At 37.6% G+C, this 15,054-nt stretch carries 17 protein-coding genes; 6 read left to right on the top strand and 11 right to left on the bottom strand.

Annotated elements, in window-relative coordinates; translation table 11 throughout:
* Positions 1–15 precede the first annotated feature (15 nt).
* The 3 genes from IGJ24_RS04525 to IGJ24_RS04515 all read right to left on the bottom strand — a co-directional run bounded on the left by IGJ24_RS04525 (position 16) and on the right by IGJ24_RS04515 (position 3,065).
* Positions 16–1,626 carry a CTP synthase gene (locus tag IGJ24_RS04525; protein ID WP_289865592.1) on the bottom strand — a complete coding sequence of 537 codons (1,611 nt, stop codon included), beginning with the start codon at positions 1,624–1,626 and terminating at the stop codon, positions 16–18.
* 307 nt (positions 1,627–1,933) lie between these two features.
* Positions 1,934–2,551 (bottom strand): DNA-directed RNA polymerase subunit delta, encoded by a 618-nt coding sequence (rpoE, locus tag IGJ24_RS04520; protein ID WP_002357996.1) that lies wholly within the window; start codon positions 2,549–2,551, stop codon positions 1,934–1,936.
* 76 nt (positions 2,552–2,627) lie between these two features.
* On the bottom strand, positions 2,628–3,065 hold the full coding sequence (locus IGJ24_RS04515) for a DUF1934 domain-containing protein (protein ID WP_002382132.1): 438 nt from the start codon (positions 3,063–3,065) through the stop codon (positions 2,628–2,630).
* A gap of 331 nt (positions 3,066–3,396) precedes the next feature.
* Here IGJ24_RS04515 and IGJ24_RS04510 point away from each other — a divergent pair, with 331 nt between their 5' ends.
* Genes IGJ24_RS04510 through yidA form a run of 3 tightly spaced genes read left to right on the top strand, consistent with a single transcriptional unit; the run spans position 3,397 to position 6,410 of the window.
* Positions 3,397–4,212: a lipoate--protein ligase family protein gene (locus IGJ24_RS04510; RefSeq protein WP_016634759.1), complete on the top strand. Its 816-nt coding sequence runs from the start codon at positions 3,397–3,399 to the stop codon at positions 4,210–4,212.
* A complete protein-coding gene (locus tag IGJ24_RS04505) occupies positions 4,209–5,579 on the top strand; it encodes a dNTPase (protein WP_002357999.1) in 1,371 nt (456 codons plus the stop codon). Before IGJ24_RS04510 ends, IGJ24_RS04505 begins: the two co-directional genes overlap by 4 nt.
* Before the next feature lie 18 nt (positions 5,580–5,597).
* Positions 5,598–6,410, top strand: coding sequence for a sugar-phosphatase (gene yidA / locus IGJ24_RS04500; RefSeq protein ID WP_002377829.1), 813 nt, complete (start codon positions 5,598–5,600; stop codon positions 6,408–6,410).
* Positions 6,411–6,473: 63 nt separating this feature from the next.
* Here yidA and IGJ24_RS04495 read toward each other — a convergent pair whose 3' ends face one another.
* Positions 6,474–6,920 (bottom strand): NUDIX hydrolase, encoded by a 447-nt coding sequence (locus tag IGJ24_RS04495; RefSeq protein ID WP_002358001.1) that lies wholly within the window; start codon positions 6,918–6,920, stop codon positions 6,474–6,476.
* A gap of 148 nt (positions 6,921–7,068) precedes the next feature.
* Between IGJ24_RS04495 and gloA the strand changes: the two genes are divergently transcribed.
* Together gloA and IGJ24_RS04485 are read left to right on the top strand one after the other, a co-directional pair.
* Positions 7,069–7,443 (top strand): lactoylglutathione lyase, encoded by a 375-nt coding sequence (gene gloA / locus IGJ24_RS04490; RefSeq protein WP_002358003.1) that lies wholly within the window; start codon positions 7,069–7,071, stop codon positions 7,441–7,443.
* 142 nt (positions 7,444–7,585) lie between these two features.
* Positions 7,586–8,308, top strand: coding sequence for a gamma-glutamyl-gamma-aminobutyrate hydrolase family protein (locus IGJ24_RS04485; protein ID WP_002394177.1), 723 nt, complete (start codon positions 7,586–7,588; stop codon positions 8,306–8,308).
* Between the two features lie 50 nt (positions 8,309–8,358).
* Here the strand turns inward: IGJ24_RS04485 and IGJ24_RS04480 are convergent, their stop codons facing one another.
* Positions 8,359–9,231 (bottom strand): aldo/keto reductase, encoded by an 873-nt coding sequence (locus IGJ24_RS04480; RefSeq protein WP_002382129.1) that lies wholly within the window; start codon positions 9,229–9,231, stop codon positions 8,359–8,361.
* 28 nt (positions 9,232–9,259) lie between these two features.
* Positions 9,260–9,622: a hypothetical protein gene (locus tag IGJ24_RS04475; RefSeq protein ID WP_002358008.1), complete on the bottom strand. Its 363-nt coding sequence runs from the start codon at positions 9,620–9,622 to the stop codon at positions 9,260–9,262.
* Between the two features lie 169 nt (positions 9,623–9,791).
* On the opposite strand from IGJ24_RS04475, the gene IGJ24_RS04470 reads away from it, so the two are divergent.
* Positions 9,792–10,712 carry a mechanosensitive ion channel family protein gene (locus IGJ24_RS04470; protein WP_002382128.1) on the top strand — a complete coding sequence of 307 codons (921 nt, stop codon included), beginning with the start codon at positions 9,792–9,794 and terminating at the stop codon, positions 10,710–10,712.
* A gap of 44 nt (positions 10,713–10,756) precedes the next feature.
* On the opposite strand, the gene IGJ24_RS04465 is transcribed toward IGJ24_RS04470, so the two are convergent.
* From IGJ24_RS04465 to IGJ24_RS04445, 5 genes are all read right to left on the bottom strand, one after another.
* Complete coding sequence (locus IGJ24_RS04465) at positions 10,757–11,926, bottom strand: N-acetyldiaminopimelate deacetylase (RefSeq protein WP_025189939.1); 1,170 nt, start codon at positions 11,924–11,926, stop codon at positions 10,757–10,759.
* 36 nt (positions 11,927–11,962) lie between these two features.
* Positions 11,963–12,664, bottom strand: a complete 702-nt coding sequence (gene dapD / locus IGJ24_RS04460) for a 2,3,4,5-tetrahydropyridine-2,6-dicarboxylate N-acetyltransferase (RefSeq protein ID WP_289865593.1) — start codon at positions 12,662–12,664, stop codon at positions 11,963–11,965.
* 80 nt (positions 12,665–12,744) lie between these two features.
* A complete protein-coding gene (gene cbpB / locus IGJ24_RS04455) occupies positions 12,745–13,233 on the bottom strand; it encodes a cyclic-di-AMP-binding protein CbpB (protein ID WP_002358013.1) in 489 nt (162 codons plus the stop codon).
* Positions 13,234–13,489: 256 nt separating this feature from the next.
* The gene (locus IGJ24_RS04450) at positions 13,490–14,200 is read right to left on the bottom strand and encodes an L-ribulose-5-phosphate 4-epimerase (protein ID WP_002394986.1); all 711 of its coding nucleotides are present in this window, start codon (positions 14,198–14,200) and stop codon (positions 13,490–13,492) included.
* The gene (locus tag IGJ24_RS04445; protein WP_002369617.1) at positions 14,190–15,050 is read right to left on the bottom strand and encodes an L-ribulose-5-phosphate 3-epimerase; all 861 of its coding nucleotides are present in this window, start codon (positions 15,048–15,050) and stop codon (positions 14,190–14,192) included. The genes IGJ24_RS04450 and IGJ24_RS04445 overlap by 11 nt, the downstream gene beginning before the upstream one ends.
* Positions 15,051–15,054 lie beyond the last annotated feature (4 nt).

Below are 15,054 nucleotides of genomic sequence, written 5' to 3'. Positions count from 1 at the left end.
TTCGTCCATTTTTGCTTATTTACTTTCTTTATTTGCCAAAGCTGCACCAACAAATCCTTTGATTAAGCGTTGTGGGCGATTTGGACGAGAAATTAATTCTGGGTGGAATTGACAAGCCACAAAGAATTGTTTTTCAGGAATTTCAACAATCTCAACTAAACGATTATCTGGTGAAACTCCAGAGAAAACTAAGCCATTTTCTTCAAATAATTGACGGTATTTGTTGTTAAATTCATAACGATGACGGTGACGTTCTTGGACAACATCTTCATTTCCGTACGCTGCCGCAGTTTTCGTTCCTTTTTTCAATTTACATGGATATAAACCTAAACGTAGTGTGCCACCTAAATTCTCAATGTTTTCTTGATCTGCCATTAAATCAATAATGTTATTTGTCACGTCAGGATTAGTTTCTGCAGAACCAGCATCTTCTAAGCCCACAACGTTACGACCAAATTCTACACAGGCCATTTGCATACCTAAGCAAATGCCAAGGAATGGTACGTCATTTTCGCGAGCAAAACGAATCGCTTCAATTTTTCCTTCAATTCCACGATCACCAAAACCACCAGGAACCAAAATACCATCTGCTGAACCAATTCTTTCAGCGACATTTTCAGCAGTTAATTCTTGTGAATCAACCCAATCAATTTCGATATCTGAATCAAAATCAAACCCAGCATGTTTTAATGCTTCTACAACAGAAATATAGGCATCTGGTAATTCAACATATTTACCAACCAGCGCAATTTTTGTTTTCTTTTTCAAGTTAAGAACTTTTTCTTCTAATGCACACCACTCAGTCATGTCTGCAGCCGGTGCATCCAATTTTAAATGATCACAAACAATTTGATCCATGTTTTGTGCTTGAAGTGCTAACGGAATGGAGTACAATGTTTCAACATCACGAGATTCAATTACCGCTTCTGGATTAACATCACAGAATTGTGCTAATTTGTTTTTAGTGTTTTGAGAAACAGGTAATTCCGTACGGACCACTAAAATATTTGGTTGAATCCCTAAACTTCTTAATTCTTTGACACTATGTTGTGTTGGTTTAGTTTTCATTTCGCCAGCCGCTTTTAAGTAAGGAATCAAGGTTGTATGGATGTACATTACGTTGTCACTACCCATATCAGCTTTCATTTGACGCAATGCTTCTAGGAAAGGTAATGATTCGATGTCGCCGACAGTACCACCTACTTCTGTGATAATCACATCGGCATCCGTCATTTTCGCTGCACGCATGATTTTTTCTTTGATTTCATTGGTAATGTGTGGAATAACTTGCACTGTTGCACCTAAGTATTCCCCTTTACGTTCTTTACGTAAGACTTCTGAATAAATTTTCCCAGTGGTTACGTTTGAGTATTTATTTAAGTTAATATCAATAAAACGTTCATAGTGACCTAAGTCCAAATCTGTTTCGGCACCATCATCTGTGACAAAAACCTCTCCATGTTGGTAAGGACTCATTGTCCCCGGATCCACATTAATATATGGATCGAATTTTTGAATCGTTACTTTTAATCCACGATTTTTTAATAATCGTCCTAAAGATGCTGCGACAATCCCTTTTCCGATAGAAGAAACCACGCCACCTGTAACAAAGATGTATTTTGTCATAATAGTTAAAAACCCTTTCTTTGATAATATTTTGTAGAGAGAAGTAAAACAACTTTGAGACTCTTACGTTTCTCCAAATAAAAAAGAAACAAAAATAGAAAAGCTCCCTATCCATTACGAATAGGGAGCTTGTAAGTTCGTTCAAACTTCTGACCTTCTTAAAGGTGCCCAAGTAGTATAATACAAGCAAACGGACATCAGGTCAAGTACTTCTATTCAAGAAAATAATTTTTTCTATTTTCTCATTTTTCTTGGACATTCAACTAAAAAGCTTGACTCCTTCTTAGGAATCAAGCTTTTTGGTTTCTTACTCTTCAGAATATTCGTCATCAAAATCGTCTTCATCTTCAACATCATCGTCATCAATGATCGTTAAATCTTCTTCGATTTGCGGAATGTCTTCTTCATCATCGTCTGAATCTGCACCAATCTCTTGTAAGTCAGAGTTGTATGCTTTGATTTCTTCATCTTCATCTTCTTCATCATCGTACAAGATGTCTTCTTCATCATCATTTGTTAATTCAGCATCTTCTGGATCGTCATCGTTATAGTCAATTACATCTTCATCGTTTGGATTAGTGATGAAGGCATTTACTTTTTTACGTTTTCTACGACGTGGTGCATCTTCTTCGTCTTCTTCCAAGCCATGTGTAACTTCTTCATCGATTGAATCGATTGGATACCATGAACGTAAGCCCCAACGATTGTCTCCCAATGAGATAAAGCTACCGTCGATGTTTAAATCTGTATAAAATTGTGCTAATTGGTCACGAATTTCACTATCAGACTTGCCAAGATAATTTTGGATTTGGTTAACTAAATCAGAAAAATCCATTACATCTGCATGTTGTTCTAAAATAGCGTGTGCTACTTCAATCATGGATAATTCTTTTTTGTTTAACCCTTCAAATACATTAATTTCCAAGAGGTACACGTCCTTTCACAGTCTACTCCTTATCATACAAAAACATTGAAAAAAAATCAATTCTATTCTGCAATATTTATGCAGTAAATTCTAATTCTAAATGATATTCTCCGATTCGCTCTGTTTGAGAGTATAAATCATAATCAACTAAAATCTTACCAGACATTGGTTGGTCTTTTAAACTAACACGCAAATTATGTGTAAACGTACTAATCTGCAGCAAGCCATAAGGGGTTCGATAACTTGTATCTAATTTTTCCTGATAGCCAAATCTTAAACGCATCCGTAATTCACCGGCACGAATCAGCTGAACATGCCCGTCTGGTTCAATTTTAATGGTTACGGGGGTTGGCTCTGTATCCTCTAATAATTCTTCTTTGTAACGAATGTATAATGTATCACCCATTTTTACTAATTGACCTTCTAAGTCAAAGAAAAAATCTTTTTGTTCGTTGCCTTGTTGGACAATCGTTTTTAGTTGAATCGATACAGGAACGCCTGTTGATAAATCCATAATGGTCACTCCTTTTCCAAAATATAACTTTCTTATTGTTGACTTTTTCAATGTATTTGTCAACTAAAGTCAATTTTTCCTTGTTTATGTACCTTTTCTTATTGTATAAGCTCTTTTCACGGGTTGCAAGCATTTGTTTCATCTATTTAATAAGAAAACCGTTTACTATTTTAGAGAATTCCTTCAGAATTCGTTTATATAACATGCTTTTTTGCGTTTTTTGTATATAATATAAGAGAGAGTAAGAAAATAAACGTATTAAATGACGTAATTATAAATAGACAGGACGTTTTTTATGAGCACAACTTTTCCCCTTCACACCGAATCATTTATGCTCCTTGATTCAGGTTGTTTAACAAACAGTGACTATTTTTTTCCTTTTGCTTTGACCGATGTTTTAACTACTTTTTCAGGAATGCAGCACCAACCAATCATTCATTTCTGGCAATTGGATCAAGCAATGATTCTTGGCATGAAAGATACCCGTGTACCACATCTAAAAGAAGGCATCGCTTCTCTGCAAGAAAACGATTATTCTGTAGTCGTTCGCAATGCCGGCGGTTTAGGGGTGATTGCCGATTCGGGTATTTTAAATGTTTCACTTATTTTACCAAATAATTCTGAACACAAATTAAGTATCGATGCGGCTTATGAATTAATGTGGGCTTGGCTCCGTCAGAGTTTTCCGGAGAAAGAGATTGACGCCTTTGAAATTACTACATCCTATTGTCCCGGTACTTATGATTTAAGTATTGGCGGTCAAAAGTTTGCAGGGATTGCCCAACGACGCGTCAAAGACGGTATTTCTGTCATGATTTACATCAGCGTTAACGGCAATCAACTTGCTCGTGGAGAAGTGGTTCGAGACTTTTACCTTGCTGGGTTACAAGAACAATTTGGTGAAAATGGCTATCCACCCGTTGATCCAGCAGTGATGGCAAATTTAGAAACCCTGATTGAGACTCCATTAACAATAGACGCCGTAAAAACCCGTTTAATCGAAGCATTACCTCAACAATTTGAAAAATCTATTGATCCAAACTTAACCGAACCAATTATAACCTCAGAATGGTTCCAAACAAATTTAACTGTCCAGCTGGAAAAAATGGCGCAACGAAACGCCTTAATTAAAGGAGAGATCTTATGACGATTCCGTATAAAGAGCAACGATTACCAATCGAAAAAGTTTTTCGTGATCCCGTCCATAATTATATTCATGTCCAACATCAAGTGATTTTAGACCTTATTAATTCTGCTGAAGTGCAACGATTACGTCGCATTAAGCAACTAGGTACTTCTTCTTTTACGTTTCACGGTGCCGAACATAGTCGTTTTTCCCATTCTTTGGGTGTTTACGAAATTACACGTCGGATTTGTGAGATTTTCCAACGTAACTACTCTGTGGAACGATTAGGTGAAAACGGCTGGAATGATGACGAGCGCCTGATTACACTTTGCGCAGCTTTATTACATGATGTCGGTCATGGTCCTTATTCACATACATTCGAGCATATTTTTGATACAAACCATGAAGCAATCACGGTCCAAATCATCACCTCACCAGAAACGGAAGTCTATCAAATTTTAAATCGTGTTTCGGCAGATTTTCCTGAAAAAGTCGCCAGCGTTATTACTAAACAATACCCAAATCCTCAAGTGGTGCAAATGATTTCTAGTCAAATTGATGCCGATCGCATGGACTATCTGTTACGTGATGCTTACTTTACAGGGACGGAATACGGAACCTTCGATTTAACTAGAATCTTACGTGTGATTCGACCATACAAAGGAGGCATTGCCTTTGCTATGAATGGGATGCATGCGGTGGAAGACTATATCGTTAGTCGTTACCAAATGTATGTCCAAGTCTATTTCCACCCTGTTTCTCGTGGGATGGAAGTGATTCTTGATCATTTATTGCATCGGGCGAAAGAATTATTTGAAAACCCTGAATTTGACTATGATTTACAAGCCTCTCTGCTTGTACCATTCTTTAAAGGGGACTTCACCTTACAAGAATATTTAAAATTGGATGATGGCGTCCTCTCTACGTACTTTACACAATGGATGGATGTGCCTGATTCAATTCTAGGTGATTTAGCCAAACGTTTCCTTATGCGTAAGCCTCTGAAGTCAGCCACCTTTACTAACGAAAAAGAGAGCGCAGCAACGATTGCTTATTTAAGGGAATTGATTGAAAAAGTTGGTTTCAACCCTAAATATTATACTGCCATTAATTCAAGCTATGATTTACCTTACGATTTTTATCGTCCAAATAAAGACCGTCATCGTACACAAATTGAATTGATGCAAAAAGATGGCTCATTAGTGGAATTGGCAACGGTCAGTCCCCTAGTTGCAGCACTTGCTGGTCAGAGTCAAGGAGATGAACGTTTCTATTTCCCTAAAGAAATGCTTGACCAAGGAAATAAAAAACATTACGATTTATTTGATGAGACGTATCGTGAGTTTTCAAGTTACATTCATAATGGTGCGTTAGTTTTAAAAAAATAGGTTTTCTAGGAGGATTCTATGTCAATTAAGTTAGTTGCTATTGATATCGACGGAACATTGCTAAATTCACAACACAAGATTACCCCACGGGTCAAAGAAGCGCTCCAAAAAGCAAATGAGCAAGGTGTTCGTATTGTTTTATGTACAGGCCGTCCTTTGCCAGGCGTGAAAGAACAATTGGATGAATTAGCCTTATATGGTGAAAATGATTTCGTGATTACCTACAACGGTTCGCTTGTCCAAGCAACCAAAGATAATACGATTATTTCACGCTATACCTTGAGTTATGAGGATTTTTTAGAAATTGAAATGTATTCTCGTAAAGTCGGCGCTCACTTGCATACAATTGATGATTCCGCTATTTACACTGCCAATCGCAATATTGGTAAATATACGATTCACGAAGCATCTTTAGTGAACATGCCTTTAAAATATCGTACGGTGGATGAAATGACACCAGAGATGAACATTATTAAAATGATGATGATTGATGAGCCGGAAGTTTTAGATCCTGCCATTGCAAAATTACCATTACATTTTACCGAAAAATATACGACTGTTAAAAGTACGCCTTTTTACTATGAAATCATGAATAAAAATGCTAGCAAAGGCAATGCTCTAGCAAAATTGGCAGACCATTTAGGCTTAAATAAAGACGAAGTGATGGCCATTGGTGACAATGAAAATGACTTATCCATGATTGATTACGCTGGGATTGGTGTTGCGATGGGCAATGCGACAGAAAATGTTAAAACAATTGCCGATGTGCATACCACTAGTAATGACGAAGATGGTGTCGCTCAAATTATTGAAAAAATGGTTTTAATTTAAACATTCTTTTCAATAACAATAACCCTCAATCTAATCAACATAGATTGAGGGTTATTCGTTATTTTATGATGCTGCCGCTAGCCATTTTTCAACGGCCCAGCGGTGGCTTCCTCTTTTTAATAAACGGACTGCTTCTTCTGGTGCAACCCAGTGTAAAGTATTGGTCCTTTCTAAGGGTTCGCTAAGTTGCCGCCAAGTATTCGCTACATAAAAATATCCAGGATTATAATAGGCAGTTTGGCGATGGTTCGAATAAAAATATTCATCAGCTTCCCCTAAATAACAGCCAATTTCTACACTAATTCCCAATTCTTCTAGCACTTCTCGATGGATCGCTTCTTCTTTCGTTTCGGTGCCTTCAATTTCGCCTCCTGGTAAAAAATAAGCTCCATTTGGCGCTTGTACCAGAACCATTGTGTTATTTTCTGGCTTTGAAACAATAATGTATGCAGCATATCTTGTTTGATAGGTCAATGTCTCTTCTCTTTTTCCAAACGTTGGCGTTTTCATTGGCGCACCTCTTCTCTTTTCATCTATTTTACCTGAGAAATTCCTTTAGAACAAGTCAGAAACCAAGCGTTTTTCTCTACATTTCACGTTTATCTATGCTACTATTAACGTTGGAAATATAATTAAGTTTGAAAGGGAGTTTTTAACTATGAAAATGGCTCATACATGTGTGCGTGTAAAAGATTTAGAGGCATCATTAGATTTCTATCAAAAAGCCTTCAATTTTGAAGAAAGTCGCCGTCGTGATTTTCCAGAAAATAAATTTACTTTGGTTTATCTAACTTTACCAGGAGACGACTACGAACTAGAACTAACTTATAATTATGATCATGAAGCATACGATTTAGGAAACGGTTATGGTCATATCGCCATCAGTACAGATGATTTAGAAGGATTACACGAAAAACATCAAGCGGCTGGCTTAACTGTTACTGACTTAAAAGGCTTACCTGGAACTGCACCATCTTATTACTTTGTTGTCGACCCAGATGGTTATAAAATCGAAGTCATTCGTGAACGTTAAAAAGTTTCACTTGTTCACTTACTGAGCTTTTTGTGTTTGAGAGCTGTCCGAGACAAAACTTGTCTCGACTTCTTCTCAAACACTTTTTTCAAAAAAAGTGCTACAATAGAACGTATGAATTTATTGAGGATGTGATGTTATTATGACAAAAAAAATTATTGGAATCGCTGGCAATCAACTTTTGCAGGCAGCTGAAGTGTTTCACGGTAACCAAGTGACTTACACCCCACAAGGTTTTGTTAGCGCTGTTCAAGCCGCAGGTGGCGTTCCTCTCGTTTTGCCAATTGGCCCCAAAGAATTAGCCGCTACGTATATACAACAAATTGATAAACTACTTTTAGCAGGCGGTCAAGATGTTGCCCCTGAATTTTACGGACAAGAACCCCATATAAAATTAGAAGAAACGAATCGTGATCGTGACGAGTTTGAGTTAGCCCTAATTGAAGAAGCCTTAAAACAAAACAAACCTATTTTTGCGGTTTGCCGTGGAATGCAATTAGTCAATGTTGCTTTAGGTGGCACATTATATCAAGATTTATCGATGTATCCTCAATGGTCAGTTAAGCACGGACAACAACCCACTCAACCAATCTTTGCGACGCATCGTATTGATGTTGAACCAGACAGTCAATTATCAAACATATATGGTACAACTGGTAAAGTCAACTCGTACCATCACCAAGCACTACATACTTTAGGAAAAGATTTACGCGTTACTGCTTGGTCCTCTGATGGCCTTGCAGAAGCAGTGGAATCAACAAATGAACAGCAGCCTTTATTAGCTGTTCAATGGCATCCTGAACTAATGTACGCACGTGATGCCAAATCCCAAGCACTCTTTAACTACTTTGTTCAAAAATTATAGTAAAAACGGAGGGACGTCTTTCGCCCCTCCGTTTTTACTTGCTATCATACTTAAAAATCAAAATTATCTGGATCTGCACCAAAACGATGATCCTTATTTAACTGATTAATTGCGGTTATTTCTTCTGGTGTTAATTCAAAATCAAAGACAGCAAAATTTTCCTGAATTCTTTTTTCGTGAACAGATTTAGGAATCACGATAATATCATTTTGTAAGTGCCAACGAATAATCACTTGGGCCGCTGATTTACCATATTTTTCACCAATTTTCACTAGTACTGGTTCAGATAATAAATTACCTTGTCCTAGAGGAGACCAAGCCTCCACGGCAATCTTATTTTCGGCTAAATATTTTCGTAGCGGTTCTTGTGTTAACGTAGGATGTAATTCAATTTGATCCACCATTGGCACAACATTTGCTTCTGTTAATAAATCTTCCAAATGATGTTGATGAAAATTGGAAACGCCAATTGCTTTGGCACGACCACTTGCGTAAATTTCTTCTAATGCTTTCCATGATTCTTTATATTTACCAGCAACAGGCCAGTGAATTAAATATAAATCAACATAGTCTAACCCTAATTTTTCTAAGCTTTTATCAAACGCTTTAATCGCATTTTCATAGCCTTGATCTTCATTCCATAATTTCGTCGTCACGAAAATTTCTTCGCGGGGAATACCCGATTGACGAATGCCTTCGCCCACCCCTGCTTCGTTTTTATAAACGGCTGCCGTATCAATCAAGCGATAACCCGCTTCTAAAGCCCATTTTACTGAATTTGTTGCTTCTGAGCCATCTTCTACACGCCAAACACCTAAACCTAGGCGTGGCATTTCATTGCCGTTTGCTAATTTTTTTGTTTTATCCAAAGTCATGTGTTTCTTCAGTCCCTTCATTTTCATTACTTTTAGTATACTACGCATTCTTCTTTCACGAAACAATCACGACTTGTCAGGTCATTTTCTTTATTTTCAATAAATAACGACGCCAATAGGTCAGCACTCCGATTAGTGCCACAACTACAATTGTTCGACCGCTAACGCTTCCAATCCACAGTTTAACTGCAAGTAACCAGATACAAAAGAGATAAACACAGGACCAATTAAAGGAAACTTTCAATGTACATGATTCCGCAATTTCGATTATCTGACTACTAAAAAAACGACTCCCTAATCGTAAAGCGACTGGATTATGGAAGATGAATGTTCGTCGCTTGTCAGCCGTCAAGCGAGTGGCACATCGTTCATCAATAAAAATTGTTACAGGTAATTTAGAAAGTAAATCATTTTTTGCCCATTCAATTGAAACTTTCACGCAGCACTCACAACCTTTAACAAAATTATAAAATATATTATTTATTTACAAAATTATAACATTCCTAAAAAAACATGTTAAGTCTTTAAAAAAACTTTCTATTTTCTTCCCCTTTCGCCGAGAGATTTAGTATACTAAAAGAAGAAATTTTAGAGAAAGTTGGATTTTTATGTTGATACTTGGTTTAGCCAGTACTGAAACAGTCGATTCTTCTGCTCCTGATTTAGCAGAAGCGACCGTAAAAAAAGTGAGCGCGCTACAACGCTTTTGGAACAATATTAATTGGGATGCCATTGTCGCTACCTTAATTGAAAAAAGTTTATCAATTTTATTTTTAATTTTTCTATTTTTTATTATTCAGCGAATCGGGAAATATTTAATTGATCGCACCTATGCAAATTATAGTAAAAAGCAACATTTTAGTGAAAGCCGTTTAAAAACGTTACACACTTTAATCATTAATGCATTTCAATATACGCTGTTCTTTTTCTTCATCTATTCTCTTTTGACCATTGTCGGTGTGCCTGTTGGCTCATTATTAGCCGGAGCTGGAATTGCCGGTGTTGCCATTGGTTTAGGGGCTCAAGGATTCATGAATGACTTAATTACCGGATTTTTCATTATTTTAGAACAACAAATGGATGTAGGCGATTATATTCGTTTATTGGCGTTAAATATTGAAGGAACAGTTACTTCTGTCGGATTACGAACCACTCAAATTAAAGCGGTTGATGGAACTGTTCATTTTATTCCAAACCGAAACATCACCACAATCAGTAACCTGTCTCGTGCCAATATGCAAGTGTTAATTGATGTCCGCATCAATCCTGAAGAAGGTTATGAAAAAATTTGTGAAGTGATTACAGAAGTCAATGAAACGTTAAAAGAAAAGTATATCGAAAGTATTCAAACTGGGCCAGATATTTTTGGTATGGTCGACTTAGGCAATGGCAACTTTGCGGTGCGAACGACCATGTATGTACTAAACGGCAAACAATTTGCGGTCAAAGAAGAATTTCTAGCCCAATATATCAAAGCATTAACAGAGGCCGGCTTTACGATTCCCAATACGCCCATTATTGCAAAATAAAAAACAGCCACCAGATATTTATTAGTTATCTGGTGGCTGTTTTTCTAATTGTCCAATGATTTTAAAAACCCACTAACTGCCTCCACTCCAAACAATAACGCCTCTTCGTTCGGTTCAAACTTAGCAGAATGAAGGCTGTAGGGACTTGCCACGCCTAACCAAAACATCGTGCCTGGGACTTTAGACAATAGATAGCCAAAATCTTCACCTGTCATTGCAACCGGTGCTTGTTGAAATTGAACTGTTGCTTGTTTGCTCATGTATTCAATAAAATTCGTGGTACATGCTGGCTCATTCACTACAGGTAAATACCCTTTCTGATCAAGATGAACAGTTACTTCACATTGAAAAGATTGCGCAATACCTTCACTAATTTCGCGAATTCTTCGCTGCGTTTGTTCATTAGTTTCTGCTGTCAATGTGCGAATTGTACCAGATAAAGTTGCTTCTTCGGCAATCACATTGCAGGCAGTCCCTGCATGAAAAGTCCCAAAAGTAACGACTGCCCCGACCACAGGATCAACATTTCGACTAACGATCGTTTGCGCTTGCTGAATTAAATTTGTGGCCGCCAAGACCATATCATTTGCTTGATGTGGAAAAGCCGCATGTCCACCTTTTCCTTTTAAGGTAATGTTCACTTCACAAGTGGCAGCAAACAATGTCCCTACTCTGGTACTAATAGTTCCGACTGGCAAATCAGGATTAACATGAAGCGCATAAAATTCATCAGGTAACCACTCACCAAACGCGTGATCTTCATACATCAACATCCCCCCTGCTTCATTTTCTTCAGCAGGTTGAAACAAAAATAAAAAGTTATTGTCTGGTTGCTGTTGACTTAATTCTTTCAAAACCCCTAAGCCGATTGTCATGTGAAAATCGTGCCCACAGGCATGCATAAACCCTGGTCGTTTTGATTGAAAAGCAGAAACCACTTCCTCTTTAATAGGTAAACCATCAATATCAGCACGCCAACCGATGGTTTTCTGAGGATTTTTGCCTTCTATGAAGACTAAAATCCCCGTTTGCCATGTTCGAACTTGCAGATAAGGTTGCTTCATTTTATCAATTTCATTAAGTAAAAAGGCTTGTGTTTCCTTTTCTTCTAAACCGATTTCAGGTATTTGATGTAGTTGCCGTCTAATCGCAATTAATTCTTCTTGCTCCACAAAAGCCACTCCTTCATTTTTGGGGTAATCGAAAGCCGCCATGAAGAAGTTTCTTCATCGCGACTGACTAATTTATTTTTAGAGTTTACGTAATTCTTCTAAAATCTCTGTTTTACTCTTGGTTTTATCATCAATTTGTTTAATTACTTTTGCTGGCACGCCTGCGACAACGGTATGCGCTGGAACGTCTTCCACAACTACTGCCCCAGCAGCCACAACGGCACCTTCACCAACACGAACCCCTTCTAGTACGACCGCATTCGCTCCAATGACAACCTCGTTTTCAATAACCACAGGTGCGGCACTTGGGGGTTCAATGACACCAGCTAAAACCGTTCCCGCGCCAATATGACAATGTTTTCCTACAGTTGCACGGCCGCCTAAAACAGCGCCCATATCAATCATAGTCCCTGCACCAACGACGGCGCCAATATTTAGAATAGCCCCCATCATAATCACCGCTTGATCGCCAAGTTCAACTTTTTCGCGAATCAAAGCACCTGGTTCAATCCGAGCATTAATGTCTTTCAGATCAAGAAAAGGAATTGCTGAGTTACGTGCATCATTTTCTACAACATAATCCTCAATTTTTTCTTTGTTTGCTTCTAAAAAAGGTTTTACGTCAGCCCAATCGCCAAACAATGTCCCAGTTTTACAATTATTAAAGACCTTAATTGTTTCCGGAAACGTGACTTCTTTTAATTGCCCTTTCAGTGTTACTTTAACAGGCGTTTGCTTTTTGGCATCACCAATATACTGAATAATCTCATATGCGTCCAATCACAGCACTCCTTTACTTCGTGTTATCATACAGAATAACGCATTTATGAGAAAAAAGTAAAGAGTTTCTTGCGTTTTATTTAAATTACTTTCATTTCTTCTTCTGATTTAGGCAGAACAAGATGATGTTTTTCTAATTCATGCGCCATATGATTGACCGCTTTTAAAATTTCTTTGCGTGTAATGATACCTTTAAAGCGTTGATTATCATCAACCACTGGTAAAAAAGAAGCATCTACTAATAAATGTAACACTTCTTCTAAATCCCACGATTCACCAATTACAGGAACATTGACTTCCATTACATCGGCCACAGTAAATTCATTCAATTTTTCAAAATCCACTGAAGTCAAATCAAACATTTTATCTACAACGTCTGTCAAGCCGATTAAGCCAACAAAGCGATCTCCCTTATCTAACACAGGAATCTTGGAATAGCGAACTTGCGATAAGACTAATGCCGCGTGACTTAACGGATTTAAACACATTACATTGGCGACATTTTCAGCGGGTACTAAAAATGTTTCTTGTTTTTCTAATAATAATTCTTTTACAGCAGTCCCTATCATGATTGGGTTGCCTCCATTTCTAATTCTTTAACACGTAACTTATTGTACCTAATTCTGCGGAAAAAGTCTTGGAATTCGCAAATTCTTCATAACTTAACAAACGAAAATTAACGTTTTGTTCTATTCTCCCCAAAAAAAGAGAACGCTTTCTTAAAAAAATAAAAACTTAGTTGTCTCATAACAGACAACTAAGTTTTTATAAAAGACCAATTAATCAGTCAATTATCCTTCTTTTTCACACGTTTCATCACAGCCATCACTGACCATAATAAGCGGAAATCCCATGTTTTCTAAGATAGTGTTTATCCAATAAAAAATGATCAATTGGTTCAACATCTGGGTTAATTGTTTCCGTCAAACGTGCCATTGAACAGATTTCATCTAAAATCAAACTGTTTTCAACTGCTTTTTCCGGAGTCATTCCCCAAGTAAATGGGCCATGTCCATAAACTAACACTCCTGGAACTGCTAAAGGATCTAATTCTTGTTCATGAAATGTTTCAACAATGACTTTGCCAGTCTCTTCTTCATAGTTTTCTTTAATTTCACTTTCAGAGAGCGCTCTTGTGCAAGGTACAGCGCCATAAAAAGCATCCGCATGGGTGGTACCGTAAGGAGGTAAGGCTCGCCCTGCTTGAGCCCACGTAACACTATTCAGGGAGTGCGTGTGCGCAATCGCTCCAATTTCTGGCATTTTTTGATAAAGATAAAGATGCGTGGGTAAATCAGAAGACGGCTTTAATGCATTGGTTTCCAATAGTTGTCCGTTTAAATCAGTCACTACCATCTGTTCCTTGGACATTTCTTGATACTTGACGCCGCTTGGTTTAATTACGATAATCCCTAATGACCGATTGATTTCACTAACATTGCCCCACGTTAATTTGACTAAGCCCAGTTTTGGCAAAGCCAGATTCGCTTCATAAACACGTTGTTTCATTGCTTGGATGATCGCTTTATTGTTCATAATAACCCACCTCTGCTAATTTGGGATAGAGATACTGCTGCGCGGCTTGAATTTTTTCTTGAAAATTCAAATCCGTTTCATTCCACATTTCAATTAAAAAAGGACCACTATAGTTTAACCGCTTGAGTGTTTTCAATAAGCCTGTAAAATCAACACAGCCTTCTCCAAAAGTAACTTCCCGAAACTTCCCTTCAAATGTGTCTGTTACAGCGAAGGTATCTTTTAAGTGAATAGCAGCGATTTCAGCAATTCCCTTTTCAAGCTCAACCGCCGGATTATTTTCCGGCCAAGCAGACAAATTACCTAAATCAGGATAGACATGCAAAAAAGGAGACGGAATTTGTTCCTTAATTTCTAGAAATTTTTGTATGCTATTCATAAAAGGGTCATCCATAATCTCAACAGCCAGAATGACACCGTATTGTGCAGCTTCCTCAACGCCCTTTTTCAGACCTTGAAGAAAAAATTCCCTTGTTTCGGCAGTTTTTTCTTCGTAAAAGACGTCATAGCCAGCTATTTGAATTACCCGTATGTTTAATTGATGGGCCAAATGAATCGCTTGAGATAAAATTTTCCGTCCTTTTTCACGTGTTTCTTTATTTAAAGAGCCTAAAGGGAACCGCCGATGACCACTTAAACACAAAGAATGGATAAAAAAATCTTCTTTCACCATTAATTGAGAAAGTTCTTGTAACTGGCTTGGTGTCCAAGCCAATCGTGCTAATCGTTCATCGGATTCATCAATTGACATTTCTAAAAAATCAAACCCTAACTTTTTGGCCCATGTTAATCGTTCTGCCCAAGTTAAATTTTGCGGGAGTGCTTTTTCATATAGTCCAATTCGTGCCATTTTA

The sequence above is a fragment of the Enterococcus sp. DIV0546 genome (genome assembly GCF_051712785.1).
Lineage (GTDB): Bacteria > Bacillota > Bacilli > Lactobacillales > Enterococcaceae > Enterococcus > Enterococcus faecalis.
Note: the sequence above shows the minus strand (reverse complement) of the source record. Positions and strands in the feature narration are given on the sequence as shown.